The 24,323-nt window shown below is 60.6% G+C and carries 25 protein-coding genes; 12 read left to right on the top strand and 13 right to left on the bottom strand.

What is annotated here, in order from left to right; translation table 11 throughout:
* Positions 1-75: 75 nt before the first annotated feature.
* From AACU78_RS25670 to AACU78_RS25655, 4 genes are all read right to left on the bottom strand, one after another.
* Complete coding sequence (locus AACU78_RS25670; protein WP_106578438.1) at positions 76-1,335, bottom strand: D-mannose isomerase; 1,260 nt, start codon at positions 1,333-1,335, stop codon at positions 76-78.
* Positions 1,336-1,591: 256 nt separating this feature from the next.
* Positions 1,592-2,419, bottom strand: a complete 828-nt coding sequence (locus AACU78_RS25665; RefSeq protein ID WP_106578437.1) for an ATPase — start codon at positions 2,417-2,419, stop codon at positions 1,592-1,594.
* Between the two features lie 127 nt (positions 2,420-2,546).
* The gene (locus AACU78_RS25660) at positions 2,547-3,545 is read right to left on the bottom strand and encodes an NAD-dependent epimerase/dehydratase family protein (RefSeq protein ID WP_106578436.1); all 999 of its coding nucleotides are present in this window, start codon (positions 3,543-3,545) and stop codon (positions 2,547-2,549) included.
* A gap of 98 nt (positions 3,546-3,643) precedes the next feature.
* Positions 3,644-4,540: a LysR family transcriptional regulator ArgP gene (locus tag AACU78_RS25655; protein ID WP_106578435.1), complete on the bottom strand. Its 897-nt coding sequence runs from the start codon at positions 4,538-4,540 to the stop codon at positions 3,644-3,646.
* 100 nt (positions 4,541-4,640) lie between these two features.
* On the opposite strand from AACU78_RS25655, the gene AACU78_RS25650 reads away from it, so the two are divergent.
* The 7 genes from AACU78_RS25650 to AACU78_RS25620 all read left to right on the top strand — a co-directional run bounded on the left by AACU78_RS25650 (position 4,641) and on the right by AACU78_RS25620 (position 12,164).
* The gene (locus AACU78_RS25650) at positions 4,641-5,042 is read left to right on the top strand and encodes an ACT domain-containing protein (protein ID WP_106578434.1); all 402 of its coding nucleotides are present in this window, start codon (positions 4,641-4,643) and stop codon (positions 5,040-5,042) included.
* A gap of 5 nt (positions 5,043-5,047) precedes the next feature.
* Positions 5,048-5,647, top strand: a complete 600-nt coding sequence (locus tag AACU78_RS25645) for a LysE/ArgO family amino acid transporter (protein WP_106578433.1) — start codon at positions 5,048-5,050, stop codon at positions 5,645-5,647.
* A gap of 178 nt (positions 5,648-5,825) precedes the next feature.
* On the top strand, positions 5,826-6,422 hold the full coding sequence (locus AACU78_RS25640; protein ID WP_003212997.1) for a superoxide dismutase: 597 nt from the start codon (positions 5,826-5,828) through the stop codon (positions 6,420-6,422).
* Between the two features lie 149 nt (positions 6,423-6,571).
* Complete coding sequence (locus AACU78_RS25635) at positions 6,572-6,811, top strand: hypothetical protein (RefSeq protein ID WP_124418340.1); 240 nt, start codon at positions 6,572-6,574, stop codon at positions 6,809-6,811.
* 200 nt (positions 6,812-7,011) lie between these two features.
* Entirely contained in the window at positions 7,012-9,063 is a 2,052-nt protein-coding gene (locus AACU78_RS25630; RefSeq protein WP_106578431.1) for a putative bifunctional diguanylate cyclase/phosphodiesterase, read from the top strand.
* Between the two features lie 127 nt (positions 9,064-9,190).
* Entirely contained in the window at positions 9,191-10,534 is a 1,344-nt protein-coding gene (locus AACU78_RS25625; RefSeq protein ID WP_106578430.1) for an imelysin family protein, read from the top strand.
* Positions 10,535-10,709: 175 nt separating this feature from the next.
* Complete coding sequence (locus AACU78_RS25620) at positions 10,710-12,164, top strand: TrkH family potassium uptake protein (protein WP_106578429.1); 1,455 nt, start codon at positions 10,710-10,712, stop codon at positions 12,162-12,164.
* Here AACU78_RS25620 and AACU78_RS25615 read toward each other — a convergent pair.
* Entirely contained in the window at positions 12,121-13,179 is a 1,059-nt protein-coding gene (locus AACU78_RS25615) for an AraC family transcriptional regulator (protein WP_106578428.1), read from the bottom strand. The two genes, AACU78_RS25620 and AACU78_RS25615, sit on opposite strands and share 44 nt — an antisense overlap.
* Before the next feature lie 159 nt (positions 13,180-13,338).
* Between AACU78_RS25615 and AACU78_RS25610 the strand changes: the two genes are divergently transcribed.
* From AACU78_RS25610 to AACU78_RS25600, 3 genes are all read left to right on the top strand, one after another.
* Positions 13,339-13,650, top strand: coding sequence for a DUF962 domain-containing protein (locus AACU78_RS25610; protein WP_106578427.1), 312 nt, complete (start codon positions 13,339-13,341; stop codon positions 13,648-13,650).
* A gap of 392 nt (positions 13,651-14,042) precedes the next feature.
* A complete protein-coding gene (locus AACU78_RS25605) occupies positions 14,043-14,216 on the top strand; it encodes a hypothetical protein (protein ID WP_177410100.1) in 174 nt (57 codons plus the stop codon).
* A 103-nt stretch (positions 14,217-14,319) separates the two neighbouring features.
* Positions 14,320-15,516, top strand: a complete 1,197-nt coding sequence (locus tag AACU78_RS25600) for an MFS transporter (protein ID WP_106578425.1) — start codon at positions 14,320-14,322, stop codon at positions 15,514-15,516.
* Here AACU78_RS25600 and arfB read toward each other — a convergent pair.
* The 3 genes from arfB to AACU78_RS25585 form a co-directional block, all read right to left on the bottom strand.
* Positions 15,513-15,926, bottom strand: a complete 414-nt coding sequence (gene arfB / locus AACU78_RS25595) for an alternative ribosome rescue aminoacyl-tRNA hydrolase ArfB (protein ID WP_034109044.1) — start codon at positions 15,924-15,926, stop codon at positions 15,513-15,515. The two genes, AACU78_RS25600 and arfB, sit on opposite strands and share 4 nt — an antisense overlap.
* A 12-nt stretch (positions 15,927-15,938) precedes the next feature.
* On the bottom strand, positions 15,939-16,622 hold the full coding sequence (locus AACU78_RS25590; RefSeq protein WP_106578424.1) for a pentapeptide repeat-containing protein: 684 nt from the start codon (positions 16,620-16,622) through the stop codon (positions 15,939-15,941).
* A 105-nt stretch (positions 16,623-16,727) separates the two neighbouring features.
* Positions 16,728-18,149 (bottom strand): amino acid permease, encoded by a 1,422-nt coding sequence (locus AACU78_RS25585; RefSeq protein ID WP_106578423.1) that lies wholly within the window; start codon positions 18,147-18,149, stop codon positions 16,728-16,730.
* Positions 18,150-18,796: 647 nt separating this feature from the next.
* Here AACU78_RS25585 and AACU78_RS25580 point away from each other — a divergent pair.
* Positions 18,797-18,934 (top strand): hypothetical protein, encoded by a 138-nt coding sequence (locus AACU78_RS25580; RefSeq protein WP_003175756.1) that lies wholly within the window; start codon positions 18,797-18,799, stop codon positions 18,932-18,934.
* Positions 18,935-19,007: 73 nt separating this feature from the next.
* Positions 19,008-19,967, top strand: coding sequence for a leucyl aminopeptidase (locus AACU78_RS25575; protein ID WP_106578421.1), 960 nt, complete (start codon positions 19,008-19,010; stop codon positions 19,965-19,967).
* Positions 19,968-20,159: 192 nt separating this feature from the next.
* Here the strand turns inward: AACU78_RS25575 and rluB are convergent, their stop codons facing one another.
* From rluB to AACU78_RS25550, 5 genes are all read right to left on the bottom strand, one after another.
* A complete protein-coding gene (gene rluB / locus AACU78_RS25570; protein ID WP_106578420.1) occupies positions 20,160-21,404 on the bottom strand; it encodes a 23S rRNA pseudouridine(2605) synthase RluB in 1,245 nt (414 codons plus the stop codon).
* Between the two features lie 144 nt (positions 21,405-21,548).
* Complete coding sequence (locus AACU78_RS25565) at positions 21,549-21,740, bottom strand: DUF1289 domain-containing protein (RefSeq protein ID WP_005790815.1); 192 nt, start codon at positions 21,738-21,740, stop codon at positions 21,549-21,551.
* 135 nt (positions 21,741-21,875) lie between these two features.
* Positions 21,876-22,850 carry an SMC-Scp complex subunit ScpB gene (scpB, locus tag AACU78_RS25560; RefSeq protein ID WP_106578419.1) on the bottom strand — a complete coding sequence of 325 codons (975 nt, stop codon included), beginning with the start codon at positions 22,848-22,850 and terminating at the stop codon, positions 21,876-21,878.
* Between the two features lie 12 nt (positions 22,851-22,862).
* Entirely contained in the window at positions 22,863-23,561 is a 699-nt protein-coding gene (locus AACU78_RS25555; RefSeq protein WP_177410104.1) for a segregation and condensation protein A, read from the bottom strand.
* Positions 23,562-23,681: 120 nt separating this feature from the next.
* On the bottom strand, positions 23,682-24,311 hold the full coding sequence (locus AACU78_RS25550; RefSeq protein ID WP_106578417.1) for an L-threonylcarbamoyladenylate synthase: 630 nt from the start codon (positions 24,309-24,311) through the stop codon (positions 23,682-23,684).
* Between the last annotated feature and the right edge of the window lie 12 nt (positions 24,312-24,323).

Raw genomic sequence — 24,323 nt, 5'->3', positions numbered from 1 at the left:
CAAGTCTAGAGCTTGCGCTGCACGGAGTTTAAACAGGGATTTTCAAGGCGCAGGTAACAAAGGGACGTACAAATGTCACCACTTGGTGACATAGCAACCCTGTGCCAAAGCGCTGGTCATGCTGGGTGACAAGGGTAGCGCAGGCAGCACCACCGCTTGCCAGGCGTGATAAAGATCCGGCTTGCCGCCCCAGATTTTGCTGCTGGGCTGGTTGTGCGGGTTCAGCTCGTGGTGCCAGCTGCCCTGGACACGGTCGATAAAGTGGTTTTCGCAAAACTCCCAGAACCGCCGATACCAGGTTTCGTAATGCAGCTCTGCGGTGCGTTTGAGCAACGCTTGGGCTGCGGCGCTGGCCTCGGCATGGGTCCAGTGCAGGCGCTCGCGCACCACCGGGCGGTGGTTCCAATCGAGCGTGTAGACAATGCCCGGAGCACCGTCCACGGCCCAGGCGTATTCGCAGGCACTGGCGAACAAGCCCTTGGCATCGGTGACCAGCCAGTCCGGGGTCGTCAGCCCGGCTTGCAGGCGGGCGGCCTCCAGGTGCAGCACCAGCCGCGCCCACTCAAAACCGTGGCCGGGGGTGATGCCATAAGGGCGGAAGCCGTCGGCGGGATTGTCTTCGTTATAGCCCAGCAGCGGTTTCCACTGGGCATCGAAATGCTCGATGACCATGAACTGGTTACCGGCGGCGCAGGTGTGAATAACGCGCTCGACAATGCGCAGTGCGCGGTCCAGCCAGCGCGTGTCTGCGGTGACATCGGCCAGCGCCAGAAACGCTTCGGTAGCGTGCATGTTGCTGTTGGCGCCGCGATAAGTCTCCACACCGGTCCAGTCCTGAGCAAAGGATTCGAGCATGGCGCCCTCCTCCTCGCTCCAGAAGAACTGGTCGATGATGTGCACGGCGTCGTTCAACAGATTCTGCGCACCGGGCGCGCCCACTGCCACCGCCGAACTCGCCGCGAGGGCAACGAAAGCATGCAGGTAAGCGGCCTTGCCACGGTTGCCATCGACGGCCTGGGGCGCGGCGAACCAACCGCCGTGCTCGCTATCACGCAATGGGCCACTCAGGGCCGCGACGCCGTGCGCCACCAGGTCGGCATAACCGGGCAGGCCCATGGCGTGGGCCATGGCAAAGCTGTGGGTCATGCGGGCGGTGTTCATGGTTTCGGCGTGGGCATCGGCCGGCAATTGGCCTTGATCGTCGAGGTTGCCAAAACCGTCAGGCAGGCGCGAGGCTTTGGCGAATGCCAGCAGGCGCTGCCCTTCGGTGGCGAGCCAGCTGTGATGGGCAGGTGCGTTCAGCCAACTACTGGCAGGCAGTGGTTGCATGGTCATGGGTAGCCCTTATTATTTTTTATGGGATGACCGGAGTCTAAACAAGGGTGACATGAGGGCAAGTAACGAAGGGGATTGGAAGTGTCACCAAGCGGTGACAATTCAGACGAGCGCCCTGTGCCTGACGCTGACCCCCTTTAATTGTGGGGGATGGCTTGCCTGCGAGAACACTGAGCCCGTTATAAAGGCATGAGCTGACAGACCGCTATCGCAGGCAAGCCAGCTCCCACCGTTTGAAACCGGCTCACACCGACTATCACTGCCCCCCTAGAGGCCTGACTTTCGCCGGTTCGTTGAGCTGCTGCTGCAGGTTCTGCACCTGGCTCTGCAACGTGGTGATGTTGCGCGTGGTCTGGATACGGAACACGTCGAACTCTTTATTGGTCGGCGCATCGCTGTTGGCGGGCTGGTTGTCCTGAGCGCTTTTGAGTACCACCAGGTCCTGCTCCAGGCGCGCAATCGCCGCGCTTGGGTTGCCCTGTTTCTTCAGGGCGGCCACGTCGGCAGACAGGTCTTTGATTTCGCCTTGCGCCGCCTTGAGCGTTGCCACCGCGTCGGTCAACGCCTGCACCTGGCCCTGCAATTTGGCATTCGCGTTAGCCAGGTCGGTCGTGCTGGCGGTCATTTGCGCCAGGCGCTGGTCCAGCTCGCTCGCCTGGCCGGCAACGCCGACCTGTTGCTTGCCTTGCTCCTGCAATTGCGCTTCCAACTGCTTGATTTGCAACTTGAGCGCTTCGCTGCCGTTGTTCACGTTGGCTTCGCTGGCGACCACCTTGCCGGAAATGTCCTGCAAACGTCCCGCCGCTTCTTCACTGATGCGCGCAAAGCTTTCTTGCGTGGCAACCAATTGCTGGCCCATCAGGGAGATCTGCTGAAAGCTCCACCAGGCAAGGCCCGCAAAGGCGATCAGCAGCGCGCCCACCAGTGCCCACAACGGGCCGGTCGTGGCGCTCTTGACCTTGACCACCGGCGTATTGCGCGAGCGCACGGAGGTAGCGGGTGTCGGCTCGAAATCATCATCGTCCCCGATGTCAGCCCGCAGACTGGGAACGTTGTCGAAATCGTCTTTAGCATCGTTACGCATGAATCAACCCTGAATCGGTGAGATGGCTACCTGAAAAGCCGAGCGACGGCAGTATAAACCGCGTTCGCGCCGCACTGATCGACCCGGAACCGCACATTCGGTTCCCGATGTATTGCCGGTTGTGAACTTACCTGAGCCCCGGATCTTGAGCTTTCCACCAACTGCAGAATTCGTCGAGGGCGGTCCACAGGCTGACCTTGGGCTCGTAGTCGAGATAATGCCTCGCGCGGCTGATGTCGAGGGTGAAATCTTTGTTCATCACCTGCATGCCCAAGCGCGACAACGCTGGCTCCGGACGCCCCGGCCACATCGCGCAGAATGCCTCGTTCAACGCGGCCACGCTGTAGGACAAGCCGTAAGACCGATAACGCATGACCTGGGGCATGTCCATCTGGCGCATCACGTAGTTGACCACGTCCCACACCGGCACGGGCGCGCCATTGCTGATGTTGTAGGCCTTGCCCAGCGCCGAGCCGGTCGCCAGCAAACTGCTGAGCAACGCTTCGTTGAGGTTGTGCACGCTGGTGAAATCGACCTTGTTCAGGCCATCGCCGACGATGGCCAGGCGGTTCTTGCGCTGCATGTTCAACAGGCGCGGAAAAATGCTCATGTCACCGGCGCCCGTGACAAAGCGCGGGCGCAAGGCCAGCACTTCCAGGCCGAACTCCTGGGCACCGAACACCTTCTGTTCCGCCAGGTATTTGGTAGCGGCATACGGGTGCTTGAAGCGCTTCGGCACTTGCTCTTCGGTCAGCCCCAGGTGATCACGCCCGTCAAAGTAGATCGACGGCGACGACAGGTGCACCAGCCGGCCGACGCGCTGCTTGAGACAGGCTTCGACGACGTTTTCAGTGACCAGCACATTGCCTTGATGGAAGTCCTGATACTTGCCCCACAGCCCGACGGCGCCGGCGCAATGCACCACGGCTTCGACGTCTCGGCACAGATCGCGCACCAGGTCGGCATCATTCAAATCACCCTGGATAAACTCGGCACCGCGCCGTACCAGGTGTTCCACACCTTCGGCGCGCCGCCCGTTGACCCGTACGTCCAGGCCTTGCTCCAGAGCGAACCGCGCGAAGCGCCCGCCGATGAAGCCGCTTGCGCCGGTGACCAGAATCTTCATGTAGCCTCCTACGGATGCAGCTGCCAGCGTCAAGCTTCAAGCCACAAGTTAAAAACGATCCGCAAGCTTTTCTCTTGCAGCTTGCAGCTTGACGCTTGTTACTGCTGATAGGGCACCAACCATTGGCCACATGCCTGGGCCAAATGGTCGGTCAACAAGCCCAACAGTTGCCCGCCACTGCGCCAATGATGCCAGTACAACGGCACGTCGATGGGCTTATCTGGCAACAACTCGACCAATACGCCGGTTTGCAGCTGGTCGCGCACCTGTAATTCGGGCACCAGCCCCCAGCCCAGGCCGGCTTCGGTCAAACGGATAAAGCCTTCGGACGAGGGGCATAAATGGTGCTCGAAACCGCCATCGACTCCCAGGGAAGCCAGGTAACGGTGCTGCAGGAAATCATCCGGGCCGAACACCAGCGCCGGTGTTCGCGCCAAGTGGTCGGCACGCACGCCTTCAGGGAAATGCCGCGCAATAAACGCAGGGCTGGCCAACGCGCGATAACGCATGGCACCGAGCAACAGGCTGCGCGCCCCAGCCACGGGGCGCTCGCTGGCGCAAATACAGGCCGCCACTTCACCGGCGCGCATGCGCTTGAGGCCAACGGTCTGGTCTTCTACCACCAGGTCCAGCAGCAAATGCTGCTCGGCGCAAAAGTCGCTGACCGCCTCGGCCCACCAGGTGGCAAGGCTGTCGGCATTCAGCGCGATGCGCAAACGCTCGGGCATGCCCTCCTCGTCCAGCGCCGGCACCTGGCTTTGCAGGTCACGCTCCAGCAAGCGCACCTGTTGCACGTGGTTGAGCAGGCGCCGGCCGATGTCGGTGGGCGTCGGCGGCGAGGCCCGCACCAACACCGGCTGACCGATACGTGCCTCAAGCAACTTGATGCGTTGAGAGATCGCCGACTGCGACAACCCCAACACCTGGGCGCCACGTTCAAAGCCGGCCTGTTCCACCACCGCGGCCAATGCAGACAGCAATTTATAGTCGAACATCAGTTTCTCTAATGAGCGATCAGCAATATTGGTTTTTCTTATACAGCGTAGCCCGCGAGAATGACCAGCATTGCTTCTCTCTCTATCAAGGAATTCTCACATGGCTGGTGAAACCGCCCTGGCAACCCTGCTGCGCAGCATGAGCCCGCACCTCAATGACGGCGATTATGTGTTCTGCACCCTGCCCGATCAGCGCGTGCCGCAAGGGTGCGACGTGATCGGCAGCTTTCGCGAACAGGAAGGCCTGACACTGATCCTTGAGCGCCAACAGGCAGAGCACGCCGGGCTGGCGTTTGACTATGTCGCTGCGTGGATCACCTTGAATGTGCACTCCGCCCTGGAAGCCGTGGGTTTAACCGCAGCCTTCGCCAGCGCGCTGGGCAAAGCCGGCATCAGTTGCAACGTGATCGCCGGTTACTACCACGACCACCTGTTTGTCGGCCGCAGCGATGCTGAGCGGGCCATGGATGTATTGCGCCACTTGGCAGCAAACGCGGAGTAACCCTTATGTGGCAAAGCTATGTGAACGGGCTGCTTGTGGCCCTCGGCCTGATCATGGCGATCGGCACCCAGAATGCGTTTGTGCTGGCGCAAAGCTTGCGGCGTGAACACCACGTGCCAGTAGCCGCGCTGTGCATCGTGTGCGACGCAATACTTGTAGCTGCCGGGGTATTCGGCCTGGCCACGGTGCTGGCGCAGAACCCGCTGCTGCTGGCAATCGCCCGCTGGGGTGGTGCGGCCTTCCTGCTGTGGTACGGCACCCTGGCGTTGCGCCGGGCCTGTTCCAGGCAAAGCCTGCAACAGGGCGAAAACCTCAAGGTGCGTTCGCTGCGCGCGGTGCTGCTCAGCGCCCTGGCGGTGACCCTGCTCAACCCGCATGTGTACCTGGACACCGTGCTGTTGATTGGCTCATTGGGCGCTCAACAAACTGAACCCGGCGCCTACGTAGCCGGTGCCGCCAGCGCGTCATTCCTGTGGTTTGCCACACTGGCATTGGGCGCTGCGTGGCTGGCACCCTGGCTCGCGCGCCCCGCTACGTGGCGGCTGTTGGACTTTCTGGTGGCAGCGATGATGTTCAGCGTGGCGTATCAACTGATCAGTGCTTGATGAATATTCCAAAACGCTCTGGAACCTCTATCCCACACAGTTGTTGCGTGGTTTTGCCGCACCCCCGGTGCTATGATCCGGACCCTGCGCCGCAAAGAGTACAAACTCCCCGGCGCTTGTTTGGCCGCCCGTGATCGGCCTTGCGCTCACCGCAACTGACCTGATTAGGAGAATCATCATGGCTTTCGAATTGCCGCCGCTGCCCTACGCACACGATGCCCTGCAGCCGCACATTTCCAAGGAAACCTTGGAATACCACCACGACAAGCACCACAACACCTATGTCGTGAACCTGAACAACCTGGTGCCAGGCACCGAGTTCGAAGGCAAGACCCTGGAAGAAATCGTCAAGTCTTCTTCGGGCGGCATCTTCAACAACGCCGCTCAGGTCTGGAACCACACTTTCTACTGGAACTGCCTGGCGCCAAACGCCGGCGGCCAACCCACCGGCGCACTGGCTGAGGCTATCAACGCCGCCTTCGGTTCGTTCGACAAGTTCAAAGAAGAGTTCACCAAGACGTCCGTCGGCACCTTCGGTTCCGGTTGGGGCTGGCTGGTGAAAAAGGCTGACGGTTCCCTGGCTCTGGCCAGCACCATCGGCGCCGGCAACCCGCTGACCAGCGGCGACACCCCGCTGCTGACCTGCGACGTCTGGGAACACGCTTACTACATCGACTACCGCAACGTGCGTCCAAAGTATGTGGAAGCGTTCTGGAACCTGGTCAACTGGAAGTTCGTGGCTGAGCAGTTCGAAGGCAAGACCTTCACTGCCTAAGCAACGCTTGCGGTAAAGAGAGCCCGGCCATAGTGCCGGGCTTTTTTATGGGCAACGAATTGTGCTCTGGTGGCTGGAACTCGGTGCGCGGATCTTGCCACGTAGACAGTGTGAGGAATTCGCCTCTCGTACCTGTCGGAGAAATTACTATGACCATCGGCGCAATAACATCCATGCTCCCTATGGTTGCCGGTTTGGCCCAAGAGGGTCTCAAGGCTGTGACCGAGCTCGCTAAAGCGGCCGGTCAAATGGCTCAGTCGCAATCTGGCAACAAGCAAGGTGAAGGTGATCAAAACAAGATTGCGCATGAAGCCATGCATAACAAGGAACGTGTGAATTTTTCGAACAGCGAATCCACCAACAGCACCGTCAACATCAACGTCGCGTAAAAAAGCGTCAGTTCCCAGCGCATCCGCTGCGCCCGCGGGAATTGCTCAAGGCAGGCGGATCCATGTCCGCCTCGCCCCAGCGCCCCTCTCAAGTTCCTTGTCAAACCTGCCGATGCCCTAATGTTCCTTTGACTGCCATCACGAGATTGCCAATACTCATGGCATATTGAGGCCACCCGCATGGAACAAGGAATGCCCCTTTGAAGCTGGAACTCAAAAACAGCTTGTCGGTGAAGTTGCTACGGGTGGTGCTGCTGTCGGCATTGATCGTGGGCGTTGCGCTGAGCGTGGCGCAGATTGTTTTCGATGCCTACAAGACGCGCCAGGCCGTGGCCGGCGATGCTCAGCGCATCCTCGACATGTTTCGCGACCCCTCGACGCAGGCGGTCTACAGCCTGGACCGCGAGATGGGCATGCAGGTGATCGAAGGCCTGTTTCAGGACGATGCCGTGCGCATGGCCTCCATCGGTCATCCCAACGAAACCATGCTCGCCGAAAAAAGCCGCGCATTACAGCAATCGCCCACCCGCTGGCTGACCGACCTGATTCTTGGCCAGGAGCGCACCTTCACCACATCATTGGTCGGCAAAGGCCCCTACAGCGAGTATTACGGTGACCTGAGCATCACCCTGGACACGGCCACCTATGGCAAAGGTTTTCTGGTCAGCTCGGTGATCATCTTTATTTCCGGCGTACTGCGCGCCCTGGCCATGGGGCTAGTGCTGTACCTGGTATATCACTGGCTGCTGACCAAGCCGTTGTCACGGATTATCGAGCACCTGACGTCGATCAACCCGGACCGGCCCAGCGAACACAAGATCCCCCAAATCAAAGGCCATGAACGCAACGAGCTGGGGCTGTGGATCAACACCGCCAACCAGTTGCTCGAATCCATCGAACGCAATACCCACCTGCGGCACGAGGCAGAATCGAGCCTGCTGCGCATGGCCCAGTACGACTTCCTCACCGGCCTGCCCAATCGCCAGAAATTGCAGGAGCAACTGGACAAGATCCTGATCGACGCCGGCCGCCGACAGCGCCGCGTTGCGGTGTTGTGCGTAGGCCTGGATGACTTCAAAAGCGTCAACGAACAGTTCACTTATCAGGCCGGCGACAAACTGCTGCTGGCCCTGGCTGATCGCTTGCGCGCCCACAGCGGCCGCCTCGGCGCCCTGGCCCGGCTGGGCGGCGATCAGTTCGCGCTGGTGCAGGCCGATATCGACCAACCTTACGAAGCCGCCGAACTGGCACAAAGCATCCTGGATGACCTGGAAGCCGAATTTGCCCTCGAGCATGAGCAGATTCGCCTGCGTGCGACCATCGGCATCACGTTGTTCCCGGAAGACGGCGACAGCACCGAGAAGCTGCTGCAAAAAGCCGAACAGACCATGACCCTGGCCAAGAGCCGCTCGCGCAACCGCTATCAGTTCTATATCGCCAGCGTCGACAGTGAAATGCGCCGACGCCGCGAGCTGGAAAAAGACCTGCGCGACGCCCTCAGCCGCGACCAGTTTCACCTGGTCTACCAACCGCAGATCAGCTACCGCGACCACCGCGTGGTGGGCGTGGAAGCCTTGATCCGCTGGCAGCATCCGGAACACGGCCTGGTGCCGCCCGATTTGTTCATCCCGTTGGCCGAACAGAACGGCACCATTATTCCGATTGGCGAATGGGTACTCGACCAGGCTTGCCGGCAGCTGCGCGAATGGCATGACCTGGGCTTCACAACCCTGCGCATGGCGGTCAACCTGTCCACCGTGCAGTTGCACCACACCGAGCTGCCGCGGGTGGTCAACAACCTGATGCAGATTTACCGCCTGCCGCCGCGCAGCCTTGAACTGGAAGTGACCGAGACCGGCCTGATGGAAGACATCAGCACCGCCGCCCAGCACTTGTTGAGCCTGCGCCGTTCCGGGGCGCTGATTGCGATTGATGACTTCGGCACCGGCTATTCGTCCCTCAGCTACCTGAAAAGCCTGCCGCTGGACAAGATCAAGATCGACAAGAGCTTCGTCCAGGACCTGCTCGATGACGACGACGACGCAACCATCGTGCGCGCCATTATCCAACTGGGCAAAAGCCTGGGCATGCAGGTGATCGCCGAAGGCGTCGAAACCGCCGAGCAAGAGGCCTACATCATTTCCGAGGGCTGCCACGAGGGCCAGGGCTATCACTACAGCAAACCGCTGCCAGCGCGGGAGTTGGCGGCGTATCTGAAACAGTCCGAGCGCAACAACGCGGCGATTCTCTGATCGCTCAAAACAATACTAAATATTTCCCTCGCATAAACCTTTACACAAAATGCAAATCTTTCGCATTATGTCGCAGTTTTTGCGCTTCCCCGCGCGCCCTATCAACAACCGAAGCAGGATGTTCGCCATGATTCGTATGCCCCTGGCCACCGCCAGTCTGCTGGCCATTGCCATTTCTCTCGCCGGTTGCGGCGAAGGTAAAGACAAGGCCGCCGCGCCCCAAGCGCCGACCCCGGCTGCCAGCACCACCGCTCCAGCGGCTGCCACCCCAGCAGGCCAGGTCGACGAAGCGGCCGCCAAGGCCGTGGTCGCGCATTACGCTGACATGGTGTTCGCGGTGTACAGCGATGCCGAATCCACCGCGAAAACCCTGCAAACCGCAATCGACACCTTCCTCGCCAACCCGAACGACGACACCCTCAAAGCGGCCCGTACCGCCTGGATCGCCTCGCGCGTGCCGTACCTGCAGAGCGAAGTGTTCCGCTTCGGCAACACCATCATCGACGACTGGGAAGGCCAAGTTAACGCCTGGCCGCTGGACGAAGGCCTGATCGACTATGTCGACAAATCCTACGAACACGCCCTGGGTAACCCAGGCGCCAACGCCAACATCATCGCCAACACCGAGATCCAAGTGGGCGAAGACAAGGTCGACGTGAAAGAAATCACCCCGGAAAAACTCGCCAGCCTCAATGAGCTGGGCGGTTCCGAGGCCAACGTCGCCACCGGCTACCACGCCATCGAGTTCCTGCTGTGGGGCCAGGACCTCAACGGCACCGGCCCAGGCGCGGGCAACCGCCCTGCGTCGGACTACATGACCGGTGACGGTGCCACCGGCGGCAACAACGAGCGTCGTCGCACCTACCTGCGCGCGGTCACTCAGCTGCTGGTCAGCGACCTGGAAGAAATGGTCGGCAACTGGAAACCCAACGTCGAAGACAACTACCGCGCCACCCTGGAGGCCGAACCAGCCACCGACGGCCTGCGCAAAATGTTGTTCGGCATGGGCAGCCTGTCCCTCGGCGAGCTGGCCGGTGAGCGCATGAAGGTGTCCCTGGAAGCCAACTCGCCGGAAGACGAGCAGGACTGCTTCAGCGACAACACCCACAACTCGCACTTCTACGATGCCAAGGGTATTCGTAACGTTTACCTGGGCGAGTACACCCGCACTGACGGCACCAAGATGACGGGGCCGAGCTTGTCGTCCCTGGTGGCCAAAGCTGATCCGGCCGCCGACACCACGCTGAAGGCTGACCTGGCGTCGACCGAAGCGAAGATCCAGGTCATGGTTGACCACGCCAACAAGGGCGAGCACTACGACCAACTGATCGCCGCGGGTAACGACGCGGGCAACCAGATCGTGCGTGACGCCATCGCCGCGCTGGTCAAGCAGACCGGTTCGATTGAAGCGGCGGCGGGCAAGCTGGGTATCAGCGACTTGAACCCGGATAACGCTGACCACGAGTTCTGATCCGTGCCGCGTTGAATGAGGCGACCTTCGGGTCGCCTTTTTTTATGCCCGCCTATATGGAGCCCGATGACCACCACAAACCCCACATTTGATCGACGTCGCTCCCAAGCCCCGGTTTACAAGCCCTGCACCGCGGGTAGAATGGCGCCACTCTCCCAACACCCGAGCTTTCTTCATGGCGTTGCCGACCCTACGCATCATCGGTTTCATCATCGGCATCTTCCTGATCACCCTCGCGATCGCCATGGTCATTCCGATGGCCACCCTGGTGATTTTCGAACGCACCAGCGACCTGCCCTCGTTCCTGTGGGCCAGCCTGATCACCTTTCTCGCAGGTCTGGCGCTGGTCATTCCTGGCCGCCCCGAACACGTACACCTGCGCCCCCGAGACATGTACCTGCTGACCGTCAGCAGTTGGCTGGTGGTCTGCGTGTTCGCCGCGCTGCCGTTTTTACTGACCCAGCACATCAGCTACACCGACTCCTTTTTCGAAAGCATGTCGGGCATTACCGCCACCGGCTCCACCGTCTTGAGTGGGCTGGACAGCATGTCACCGGGCATCCTGATGTGGCGCTCGCTGCTGCACTGGCTGGGCGGCATCGGCTTTATCGGCATGGCGGTGGCGATCCTGCCACTGCTGCGCATTGGTGGCATGCGCCTGTTCCAGACGGAGTCCTCAGATCGCTCGGAAAAAGTCATGCCGCGCTCGCACATGGTGGCGCGCCTGATTGTGGCCGCGTATGTGGGCATCACCATCCTCGGCAGCCTGGCGTTCTGGTGGGCCGGGATGGGCTTGTTCGATGCGATCAACCACGCGATGTCGGCTATTTCCACCGGCGGGTTTTCCACCTCCGATGAGTCCCTGGCCCACTGGAAACAACCGGCGGTGCACTGGGTCGCCGTGGTGGTGATGATCCTCGGCAGCTTGCCCTTCACCCTGTATGTCGCCACCTTGCGCGGCAACCGTCGGGCGCTGATCAAGGATCAACAGGTGCAAGGCTTGCTCGGGTTGCTGCTGGTGACCTGGCTGGTACTGGGCACATGGTACTGGTGGACCACCGACCTGCCGTGGTTCGATGCGCTGCGCCACGTGGCGGTGAACGTCACGTCGGTGGTGACGACGACCGGTTTTGCACTCGGGGACTACAGCATCTGGGGCAACTTCTCACTCATGCTGTTCTTCTACCTGGGCTTTGTTGGCGGCTGCTCGGGCTCCACGGCGGGCGGGATCAAGATCTTCCGCTTCCAGGTCGCCTACATCCTGCTCAAGGCCAACTTGAACCAGCTGATTCACCCGCGCGCGGTGATCAAGCAGAAGTACAACGGCCACCGCCTCGACGAAGAGATCGTGCGTTCGATTCTGACCTTTTCGTTCTTCTTCGCCATCACCATCTGCGCCATTGCCCTGGCATTGTCGCTGCTGGGGCTGGACTGGATGACCGCATTGACTGGCGCGGCCAGCACCGTTTCCGGCGTGGGCCCGGGCCTGGGCGAAACCATCGGCCCGGCCGGTAACTTCGCCAGCCTGCCGGATGCGGCCAAGTGGATCCTGTCGTTCGGCATGCTGCTGGGCCGACTGGAGATCATTACAGTCTTTGTTCTGTGCATTCCGGCGTTTTGGCGGCACTGACCGTCGACGCCTCGAGCAACCGCGCCCGGTATTCGCCGGGCGTGGCATCGAACCAACGGCGGAACGCGCGGAAAAAATTGCTCGGGTCGGCAAACCCCAACAGGTAGGCAATTTCCAGCAGGGTCATGCTGGGCTGCGCCAGGTACTGCTCGGCGAGTTCGCGGCGGGTGTCGTCGAGCAATGTCTGGAAACTGGTGCCCTCCTCCTGCAAGCGCCGCTGCAAGGTGCGCTGGGACAGGTGCAAGGTCTGGGCGACCACTTCGCGTTTGGGTTCGCCCTGGGGCAGCAGACGGCACAGCACTTGCCGCGCCTTGTGGGTCACGCGGCTCTCGGAAAAACGCGCGAGGTATTCACCGGCAAACCGATCATGCAGCAACGCCATGGCTTCGTTCGCCGTGGGCAACGGCGCATCCATGTCGGCCTGCTCAAAAATCAGCGCGTCATAGGGTGCGTTGAATTCCAGGGGCGCATGGAAGGCTTGTTTGTAAGGCGTCAGGTCCGCCGGCTGATCGCCTTGCAGCAGCACTTTGCGCGGTTGCAAGGTGCGGCCGGTCAGCCAGCCGCACAATGCCAAAGCACTGGCCAGCGACGCTTCGGCGCTCTGGCGAGTCGGTGGCAAGTGGTCGCCGTGCACCGTCAGAATCAGCGCATAGCCTTCAGGTAAGAGTCGGAAGCTCAAGTCGGCACTTTCGGCGATGATGCGCTGATAACGCACCAGGCGCATAAAGCCCTCGGCCAACGTGTTGCTGGACATCAGCGCATAACCGGCCACATGAAACGACGCCGGGCGAACAACCTTGCCCATGTTCAGGCCGATCGCCGGGTTGCCCGACAGCTCAACTGCCCGCTGCCACAGCCGCGTCATCGAGTCCTGGGGGAAACGCGCGTCAGGGTCACTGAGGGCGGCGTAGTCCAGGCCCAATTGCTTGAACAGCACTCGGCAGTCCAGGCCGTCCATTTCCAACGCCTTGACTATCCCCATCGCCCAGCTTGCAGAAGTTGTTCGTTCGCTCATGGCGTCTTCTTAAAAAAGCAGGCTTAACAGCAGCCAGGAAGCCAAGGATACTAAAGTGGCATCTATTGTCACTGGCTGTTACCACTGATCACTCTAGACTCAAATAAGCTCCCCGCCGAACATCTGTAAGGCGGTACAACCACCCAAGGGCCGGCCAACGTGGAAAACGTCAAACAATTCAATAGCTTCGCCGAGTTCTATCCGTACTACCTGAGTGAACACGGCAACAGCACATGCCGGCGCTTGCACTTCATCGGCACCACGCTGGTGATTGGCATCCTGGCGTACGCCATCGGCAAAGGTTCGATGGGGCTGCTGCTGGCGTTGCCCATCGCCGGTTACAGCTTCGCCTGGATCGGCCACTTCTTCTTCGAAAAGAACCGCCCGGCGACCTTCCAACATCCGCTCTACAGCCTCTTGGGCGACTTTGTGATGTACCGCGACATGATCTTGGGCAAAGTCCCTTTTTGAACAGGGCGCCTTTTTTACGGGCGTCCCTAGAGGTGTGACCTCTTGTCACTTGCCTAAAAAATGAAAATTCGTACATACGTCGACATAAAATTCTTTTTGTCATTTTCAGTGCTGTATCCTGCCAAGGCTTTTTGAGAGCGCGCAATCACACTGCGATTGATTAAACAGACCTTGCGAGGAGCGACGACGATGCACGAGATACCTAATCTCCCCTTCCCAAGCCTGCACCCAACAGAGCAGCCAACACCGCAGCAGGCCAGCGACAAACAGCCTGAGACCAAAGAAGCACAACCAGTCGACAGCAAAAGCCAGGACTGACGCCGTACCAGACCGTGTGGAAAGCGCACCTTTGAGCGCTTTCCACACTGCCTGAATCACCCGAGATGCCCGCCATGACTGATACCCTCCCCGACGCCGCTGTACTCGACGCAGCGCTGCAAATGATCGACGTGTGGCACCGCCTCAGCCCTGAAAAACAGGCGCTACTGCTCGAGCGCTTCGGCACCCAGGAAAACGCCCTGGCCGCCCTGGTGACCACGCAAATGCTGACGCCTGCCAAACGCTGATCTGTCGGTAATCTGAAGTTTTTGCGTTTTGCCGCCCCGCGAGGCGTCAGCGCCGGTATCATTAGCAGCCTATCTTTACCTGCTGCGACAGTGGACCTCTCCCATGCCAGATACCCAGCGCCCCATGGCGGTCACGCTGCAAGTCGTTTCCATCGTGCTGTTTACCTTTATCGGTTACCTCAATATCGGCATTCCCCTGGCCGTGTTGCCGGGCTATGTCCACAGTGAACTGGGCTACGGCGCGGTGATTGCCGGCCTGGTGATCAGCGTGCAGTACCTGGCCACGCTGCTGAGCCGCCCGTATGCCGGCAAAATCATCGACAACCTGGGCAGCAAGCGCGCGGTGTTGATCGGCCTGGTGGGCTGCGGCCTGAGTGGCGTATTCATGTTGCTTGCCGCGTGGTTTTCGAGCCTGCCGGCCGTCAGCCTGATCAGCCTGCTCATCGGCCGACTGGTGCTCGGCAGCGCCGAAAGCCTGGTGGGTTCGGGCGCCATCGGCTGGGGCATTGGCCGGGTCGGCGCGGCCAATACCGCCAAAGTCATTTCATGGAACGGCATCGCCAGTTACGGCGCACTGGCCGTCGGCGCACCGCTTGGGGTGGTGCTGGTGAGCCATTTCGGATTGTGGAGCATGGGCGTCAGCATCATTCTGCTGGCGGTGCTCGGCGTGTTTCTGGCCTGGAATAAAGTCGCAGCGCCGATTGTGGCCGGTGTGCGCCTGCCGTTCATGAACGTGCTGGGCCGCGTGCTGCCCCACGGCTGCGCGTTGGCCCTGGGCTCGATCGGCTTTGGCACCATCGCCACCTTTATCACCCTGTATTACACCACCCAGCACTGGGACAACGCCGTGTGGGCACTGAGCCTGTTCGGCGCCAGCTTCATCGGCGCGCGCCTGCTGTTCGGCAATTTGATCAACCGGATCGGCGGCTTTCGCGTGGCGATTGCTTGCCTGTCCGTGGAAATCCTCGGGTTGCTGTTGCTGTGGCTGGCGCCTGACGCCCACCTCGCCCTGGCCGGTGCGGCGTTGAGCGGGTTCGGCTTTTCCCTGGTGTTTCCGGCGTTGGGGGTGGAGGCGGTCAACCTGGTACCAGCCTCCAGCCGGGGCTCGGCAGTGGGGGCTTATTCGCTGTTTATCGACTTGTCGTTGGGCATCACCGGCCCGTTGGCAGGTGCGGTGGCGGCGGGGTTCGGCTTTGCCTCAATCTTCCTGTTCGCTGCGCTCGCCGCCGCCGGTGGCTTGCTGCTGAGCTTGTACCTGTACCGGCAAGCGCCCAAGGCCCGCGAAGCGCGCGACGCTTAAAAGTCGACCTTACCGCGCCCGGCCTTGATGCTGCCGCGCTTGGTCTTGGATTCCAGGCGGCGCTTTTTAGAGCCCAGGGTGGGCTTGGTCGGGCGGCGCTTCTTCTCGACCTTGGTGGCGCTGAGGATCAACTCCACCAGGCGCTCCAGCGCATCCGCGCGATTCTGTTCCTGGGTCCGGTATTGCTGGGCCTTGAGCACCAGCACGCCTTCACTGGTGATACGGCTGTCGCGCAGCGCCAGCAGCCGTTCCTTGTAAAAGTCCGGCAACGACGACGCCGGAATATCAAACCGCAGGTGCACCGCGCTCGATACCTTATTGACGTTCTGCCCACCAGCGCCCTGGGCGCGAATGGCGGTCAGCTCGATCTCGGCATCGGGCAGGTGCACGTTGTTGGAAATTACCAGCATCACTCAAAAACCTTAGGCAACGGACAAGCCCAATTCGGATAACAACATCGACGCCTGGGCTTTGGAAATCACGGCGCCTTTGAACAGTTTGGCATCATTGAGGCGAAAGCCGCTCAAATCCGCGCCCCGCAAGTCAGCGCCGGCAAAATTGGCACCGTTGATGCGGGCGTGGGCGAGGCTGCAGTCGATCAGTTCGGCCTTGCGAAAGTCTGCATCCGACAAGTCGCTGTCGGAAAAATCCAGATTATTGAGCACGGTTCGGGCAAACGACAGGCCGGACAAAAACGCGCTGTTGAGCAAGGTTTCGCTGAAGCTCAGGCCCAGGGACGCGCAATGGGTGAAGTTGGCGCCCGTCAGTTTGCACTGCGTGAAATTGGCTTGGGACAACTTGCTGCGCTGCCAACGGGTGTTGTTCAGGTCGCAGCTGATCAATTGCGCCTCAAGCAGGTTGGCCGCCTCGAACACGGCGTGCCCGGCCCGGCAACTTTTCCACTGCGTGCCTTCCAGGCGCGCACCGAGAAAAGAGGTTTGCGCCAGTGTGCAGCGCTCGAACACCCAATGCTCCAGCACCATCCGCGACAGGTCTGCCCCGCTCAAATCGACGCCCATCAAGCGCAACGGCCCGCGGTGCTGGTCGATCAGGTCTTGCACCTCATCGCGCTGCAAGCTGCCGCCGTCGATATCGATGTGCTGCATGAAGCCTCCGGGCAAGGGTCGATGAAAAAGAAGGCGCGAGTCTACCCTGTCGGCGCCGACAAAAAACCCGGCACGGCGCCGGGTTTTCTGTTGAGGCAACACGGCTTACTTCAACGCCGCACTCGCCGTGGTCAACGCCGCTTCAGCGCTGCGCTTGTTCTTGATCCAGTAGCACAGCCCCATGAACGCCACCCATACCGGAATCGCGTACACCGAGACCTGAATGCCCGGAATCATCAGCATGATCACCAGGATAAACGCCACGAACGCCAGGCAAACGTAGTTGCCGTACGGGTACCACAGCGCTTTGAACAGCGGCACCTGGCCGGTGCGGTCCATGTGCTGGCGGAATTTTACGTGCGAGAAGCTGATCATCGCCCAGTTGATCACCAGCGTGGCCACGACCAGCGACATCAGCAGCTCAAGCGCGTGTTGCGGGATCAGGTAATTCATCAGCACCGCCACCAGGGTGACCGCCGCCGACGCGAGGATCGAACGCACCGGTACGCCACGCTTGTCGATCTTCGCCAGGGCTTTGGGCGCATCGCCCTGCTCGGCCATGCCCAGCAGCATGCGGCTGTTGCAGTAGGTGCCGCTGTTGTACACCGACAGCGCTGCGGTCAGCACCACGAAGTTAAGGATGTGCGCGGCAGTGTTGCTGCCCAGCATCGAAAACACCTGCACGAACGGGCTGCCGCTGTAGGCATCGCCGGACGCATTGAGGGTTGCCAACAGGCTGTCCCACGGTGTCAGCGATAACAGCACCACCAGCGCGCCGATGTAGAAAATCAGGATGCGGTAGATCACCTGATTGATCGCTTTTGGGATCACGGTTCGCGGCTGGTCAGCTTCGGCTGCGGTAAAACCGAGCATCTCCAGGCCGCCGAACGAGAACATGATGATCGCCATGGCCATCACCAAACCGCTGACGCCATGCGGGAAGAAACCGCCGTGGTCCCACAGGTTGCTCACCGAGGCTTGCGGCCCGCCACTGCCGCTGACCAGCAGGTAGCTGCCCAGGGCGATCATGCCGACGATGGCCACCACCTTGATGATGGCAAACCAGAACTCGGCCTCACCAAAGACTTTGACGTTGGCCAGGTTGATCATATTGATCAGCACGAAGAACGCTGCTGCCGAGACCCAGGTCGGGATCTCCGGCCACCAGTAGTGCACATATTTGCCGACCGCCGTCAGCTCCGACATGCCCACCAGAATGTACAGAATCCAGCAGTTCCAGCCCGACAGGAAGCCGGCAAAACCGCCCCAGTACTTATGGGCAAAGTGGCTGAAGGAGCCGGCGACCGGCTCTTCGACGATCATCTCGCCGAGCTGGCGCATGATCATGAAGGCGATAAAGCCGCAGATGGCGTAGCCCAGGATCATCGACGGCCCGGCTGATTTAAGCACCCCGGCCGAGCCCAGGAACAGGCCGGTGCCGATGGCGCCACCGAGGGCGATCAACTGGATATGCCGATTTTTCAGGCCGCGTTTCAGCTCGCCTGAAGAGGAATGGGGTCCACTCATGAAAAGGGTCTCACGCAAGGTTTGATGATGTTGAATGCACGTTGCTGCCTTGAATCTCGACTCAAGCAGCGCCGCTCAAACCCCAGCGCAGGCACCAGGAGTACAGCGTCTTTCTAACGGTCATGCGTCACCTGTTTGTTTTTATCTGTGACGAAATCGAACCCGTCCGGCTCGTGGCCAGGCGGAGTGATCAGGGTGGATAAACCCTGAGGTCTTGGCCTTTTGCGTAGGTACGCAAAGGAGTCACAGTAAAACGCGGCGCATTGTACACCGCTCGACAGCTTCGGGCCGCCCCCGGGGCGTGCCTGTGACAATCTGTCAGGCATTCCTTACAGCGCCGGGGTTTGCAATGAACGCGCGCCTATATCGTAAATTAATCGTTACAGCCCGGAAAATAAGCGTTACAGCTGCGCTTGATCCGTCAGAAAACGGAAAAATGTCAGTATGAAAAATCCTACAAATTAGCTTCGCCAGTCCGTTGTTTTTTCGGAATAAAAAACCGCCGCTAAAAAACAGAAGAAAAAATCCAAATGAGACCGTGTCAATAAATATTTTGCATTCTGAAACACACTCTCCTAGGTTCTTTCACTTGCCAGCGAAGCCCGTTGGCAAGCCGTTCTCAAACAACGTCCTCTAGGAGATACACCATGCAAGCACTGGAAAACGACCTGGAAACCGAACTGCAACTCGACGATTGGTTTGAAGCGCCGACCCATGAGGCCGCCGTTGAAATGATGCAAGCTGATGCCGTTGTGCCCTTTGGCACCGCGATGTGGCCTTTCTAACACCCGGCAGGCAACCGGCAGGTGTTGTGCACGGCACCTGCCCCCTTACCCCAGGCACAGAAGGACACACGTCATGGACAAGGCCCGCGCCGTCGAACACTTTCTCTACTACCTTGCGCATCACCCGGCCCTCAACGGCCTGAGCCGCCCAACCGTGCTGCTGGGCCACACCGAGCGCTATGACGCCATTGCCCAGGCGATCACCCACGGCAGCGCCGCCCGATTCAATTTCCAGTTGCAGCGCCTGGACCTGGCCGCCAGCGACACCCTGGCCCAGGCCATCGAAACCTGTGACCTGTACCTGTTTCTCTACGATTCCTCGACCCTGCCCAATCCACGCGCCGAAGGCCCGGACTTTATCCGCGCCCTGCAGGAAGTGATGGCCGAGCACTGGAAGAAATCCCTGCTGTTCAAGGATTACGGCGACTATTTCTACGACACCTTCAGCGTCGAGCCGCAACGCATTGCCGACCTCAACGCCACGCTGATCCGGCGCATGTCCCAGGCCAACGTGCTGAGCTTTACCGACAAACACGGCTCGCGCCTGGAAGCGCCGATGAGCAGCATCAAGAAGTGGACCAATATCAATGGCGTCGGCAACCATGACCTGGCGCCGGGCGAGATCGCCACGCACAGCGAGGCCATCAACGGCCAGGTGCGGTTTGTCGGCACGTTTCTGAGCACCATCCCGTTTGCGCGCAAATACGGCGTACTGCAATCACCGCTGGAGCTGTGGATCGAGAACTCGACGATTTGCAGCGTGGCCAGCGATGTGCCGGGCTTGGCGGACGATTTCAACAAGTACTTGAATGCCAACCCGTCCAACCGTCGCGTGGAAGAGCTGGGGATTGGCACCAATGAAGGGGTCAAGGATTTGTACGCGCGCAATGCCGGGTTCGAGGAGCGCCATTGCGGCTTGCACCTGGGCTTGGGCGGCGGGCAGAAAGGCAGTCACCACCTGGATTTGATCTTTGCCAGCGGCGTGTTGGCGCTGGATGACAAGCCGGTGTTTGATGGAACGTTTGCGTTCTGAGCACAAAACTCAGAAACACTGGAGGTACAAATGTGGGAGCGGGCTTGCTCGCGAATGCGCAGTGTCAGTCACCCGATGTACTGACTGCTCCACCGCATTCGCGAGCAAGCCCGCTCCTACATTTTTGACCGTATTTCATGGCAAAAAAAAACGCCAACCCGAGGGTTGGCGTTTTTTTGTGCAGCACTTACATCACTGCGGCTTCTTGCGACCAAAACCAGGACGCTGGCCGGAACCGGCCGGGGCGCCACGGCGCTTGCCCGACGGCTCGTCCGCGACCAGCTTCGGCCCAGGACGCTTGTTCGCTGCCGGCTTGGCTGGACGCTTGGTGCTGGCGCTGTCGGCTGGGCGGTCGGATGCCGGAGCACCACGGCCTTCACCACGGTTGCCGCGGCCGCCGCTTGGTGCTTCGCCGCCACGCGCAGGACGCGGGGTGCGAGGGCCACGCTCGCCTTCCTGGCGGGACGGCGCGGTTGGGCGACGCTCGCCTTCGATGTGCGGCTCACGCGAAATGCGACCGCCGGTGGCCGGCGCGTTCAGTGCAGGGCGCAGGGTGCGGGCAACACGTTCGGTACGGGCCACAGGACGCGACGATTTACGCTGCATACGCTCAAGCTTGTCTTTGCTCTTGGCGTTCATCTGCGGCATGGCAACCGGCGTCAGGCCAACTTCAGCGCTGAGGATATCGACCTCGTACTGGCTCATTTCGCGCCAGCGGCCCATCGGCAGGTCGGAGTTCAAGAACACCGGGCCGAAACGCACGCGTTTCAGGCGGCTGACTACCAGGCCCTGGGATTCCCACAGGCGACGCACTTCACGGTTACGGCCTTCCATCACCACGCAGTGGTACCAATGGTTGAAACCTTCGCCGCCTGGCGCCTGCTTGATGTCGGTGAACTTGGCCGGGCCGTCTTCAAGGACGACGCCCGCTTTCAAGCGCTCGATCATCTCGTCATCGACTTCACCGCGTACACGCACGGCGTATTCACGGTCCATCTCATAGGACGGGTGCATCAGGCGGTTGGCCAGCTCGCCGTCGGTGGTGAACATCAGCAAACCGGTGGTGTTGATGTCCAGACGGCCGATGTTGATCCAGCGGCCTTCTTTCGGCTTGGGCATCTTGTCGAACACGGTCGGACGGCCTTCCGGGTCGTCACGGGTGCAGATCTCGCCGTCGGGCTTGTTGTACATGATGACGCGGCGCACCGATTCGGCGGCCTCTTCACGCTTGATGACCTTGCCATCAATGGTGATTGCATCGTGCAGGTCGACGCGCTGGCCAAGGGTGGCTTCAACGCCGTTGACCTTGATGCGCTTCTGGGTGATCCAGGCTTCGACGTCGCGGCGCGAGCCCACGCCGATACGCGCCAGCACCTTTTGCAGTTTTTCGCCTGCTGGGCCGATTTCCTGGCTGTCGTTCTGGTCTTGGTCGTTCATCTTAAGCACCTCCCGGTGGGTCGATTCAGGCGTGGCCTGAGGAGTGTTGAAAGCGGGGCTTTGGGCGAATACGTCGCCAAAGGGTCGCGAATCATACGCGCATGGCGCGCGTTGCGCATCACAGACTAGTCGATTAAGGCGCAGTCATTTGCTTTTCCGCCGACCGGTGGCGCCCAACGCCAACAGGCGCAGCTCGGCTTCGGCCAATACTGTGCGCTTGTCGACCTTGTCGAGCTTCTTCCAGGCGCGGATTTCGCGCTTGCTGCGGCCACAGCCGACGCAGATATCGTCGCTGAATTTGCAGATGCTGATGCACGGGTCTTTGGTGGAACTCATGTTTTCTCCCAGACAATCCAGACAATGGAGATCCAATGTGGCAAGGGGGCTTGCCCCCGATGCAGTGTGTGAGCCTGCATTTTTGTCACTGGGGGACTGCTATCGGGGGCAAGCCCCCTCCCACATCGAAGTGCGTCAGTCTTCGAGTTGGCGGCGTTCGTTTTCGATGGCCTCGGCCAGCGCCCGGGCTTCGTCTTCCTCGTCGCTCAACGGCGGTTGTTCGAGGGCGGCGACGGCAGCCAGGAGTTTCTCGCGGGCTTGAGCCACGCCAAGGATGTCTTCCTCGGGCTCCGGTTCTGGCTCCGGTTCTGGCTCCGGTTCCGGTTCCGGTTCCGGTTCAACTTCGACCTCGGGCGCGGTTTCACCGTTCACCTGGGTTTGCGGTTCACTCGCACCGTCACGCAGCAAGTCGTCGAAGTCGGTCTTGATCCCCTGCTCCATGTCGTCCAATTCGAGCAACAAGGTATGGAAGCTGGTCTCGTCCTTCGGCTCTTCCGGCTCGGCCGTGGCGTCGGCGAGTTCCTGCAGGCTGGCAGGAACCGGTGCGTCGTCGAAATCCAATACCGGTTCGGCCTCCATCTCGCGCAGTTCGGCGAGCGGCGGCAGGTCATCCAGGTTTTTCAGGTTGAAGTGGTCGAGGAACACCTTGGTGGTGGCAAACATCGCCGGTTTGCCGGGCACATCGCGGTAGCCGACGATGCGGATCCACTCACGCTCCAGCAATGTCTTGACGATATGGCTGTTGACCGCCACACCGCGCACGTCCTCGATTTCGCCCCGGGTGATCGGCTGGCGATAGGCGATCAGCGCCATGGTCTCAAGCATCGCCCGCGAATAACGCTGTGGGCGCTCTTCCCACAGACGGCCGACCCAGGGGGAAAACTTCTCACGGATCTGCAGGCGATAACCCGACGCCACTTCGCGCAGCTCAAAGGCGCGACCATCGCAGGACTTGCGCAGGATCTCCAATGCCTTCTTGAACACCGGTGGCTCAGGGCGCTCGGCCTCTTCAAAGAGTTCGAACAGGCGCTCAAGGGATTGCGGTTTACCCGAGGCCAGGAGAAAGGCTTCCAGCAGCGGCGCCAGTTCGCGGGGTTCAGTCAAATTCATCGATTCAGCTCGTTATTCGGCTCGCGCCCGCACGTGGATAGCCGCAAAAGGCTCATTCTGGACCAGCTCGACCAAGGATTCCTTGACCAGCTCAAGGATCGCCATAAAGGTCACCACCACCCCCAGGCGCCCTTCTTCTTTGGTGAACAACTCGACAAAGGGTACAAACCCGCCGCCCTTGAGGCGTTCGAGCACATCGCTCATGCGCTCGCGGGTCGACAGCGCCTCGCGACTGACCTGGTGGCTTTCAAACATGTCGCCCCGGCGCAGCACTTCGGCCATGGACATCAGCAATTCTTCCAGGCTCACATCCGGCAACAGCTTGCGCGCCCGAGCTTCCGGGGCGTCGAGCTTGGGCACGACCACGTCACGGCCAACGCGGCTCAGACCGTCGATGCCTTCGGCGGCGGCCTTGAAACGTTCGTACTCTTGCAGACGACGGATCAGTTCGGCGCGCGGGTCGTCCTCTTCGGCTTCGATGGTCTCCGAGCGCGGCAACAGCATGCGCGACTTGATCTCGGCGAGCATCGCGGCCATCACCAGGTACTCGGCGGCCAGCTCCAGGCGCACGGTCTGCATCAGCTCGACATACCCCATGTACTGGCGGGTGATTTCCGCCACCGGGATGTCGAGGATATTGATGTTCTGCTTGCGGATCAGGTACAGCAGCAAGTCCAGCGGGCCTTCGAAGGCTTCAAGGAACACTTCCAGGGCGTCCGGCGGGATGTACAGGTCCAGCGGCATTTCCAGGACCGCCTGGCCATAGACCATGGCAAACGGCAGTTCCTGCTGGGCGCCGGCCTGGCTGTCGACGGTTTCGACGACCGACATTCAGGCCTCGACCATGAACGGCGTCGGATCGCCGCAACCCACACGCACCACTTCCGGCTCGCCGTCGGCCAGGTTGATCACGGTGGAGGCCTTGTTGCCGCCGTAGCCGCCGTCGATGATCAAGTCGACGTGTTTTTCCAGCAGGCGGCGCATTTCGTACGGGTCGTACAGCGGCTCTTCTTCACCGGGCAGGATCAACGACACACTCATCAGCGGCTCGCCCAGTTCAGCCAGCAACGCCAGGGCAATCGGATGCTCCGGCACACGCAGGCCGATGGTGCGCTTTTTCGGGTGCAGCAACAGGCGCGGTACTTCGCGGGTGGCGTTGAGGATAAAGGTGTAAGGCCCCGGCGTATGGGCCTTGAGCAGGCGGAAGGTGCCCGTGTCGACCTTGGCAAACAGCCCAAGCTGGGACAGATCGCTGCAAATCAGTGCGAAGTTGTGATTCTTGTCCAGGTCACGCAGGCGTCTGACCCGTTCAACCGCGTTCTTGTCGCCGATCTGGCAACCAATGGCGTAGGACGAGTCGGTCGGGTAGATCACCACGCCGCCGGCGCGGATGATCTCCACGGCCTGTTTAATCAGGCGTGCTTGAGGGTTTTCCGGATGAATCTGGAAGAATTGACTCACGTGTTCTACCTG

The sequence above is a fragment of the Pseudomonas sp. R9.37 genome, from assembly GCF_963878885.1.
In the GTDB taxonomy this organism is placed as follows: domain Bacteria; phylum Pseudomonadota; class Gammaproteobacteria; order Pseudomonadales; family Pseudomonadaceae; genus Aquipseudomonas.
The sequence above is the reverse complement of the archived record's forward strand: the minus strand, read 5'-3'. Positions and strand labels throughout refer to the sequence as shown.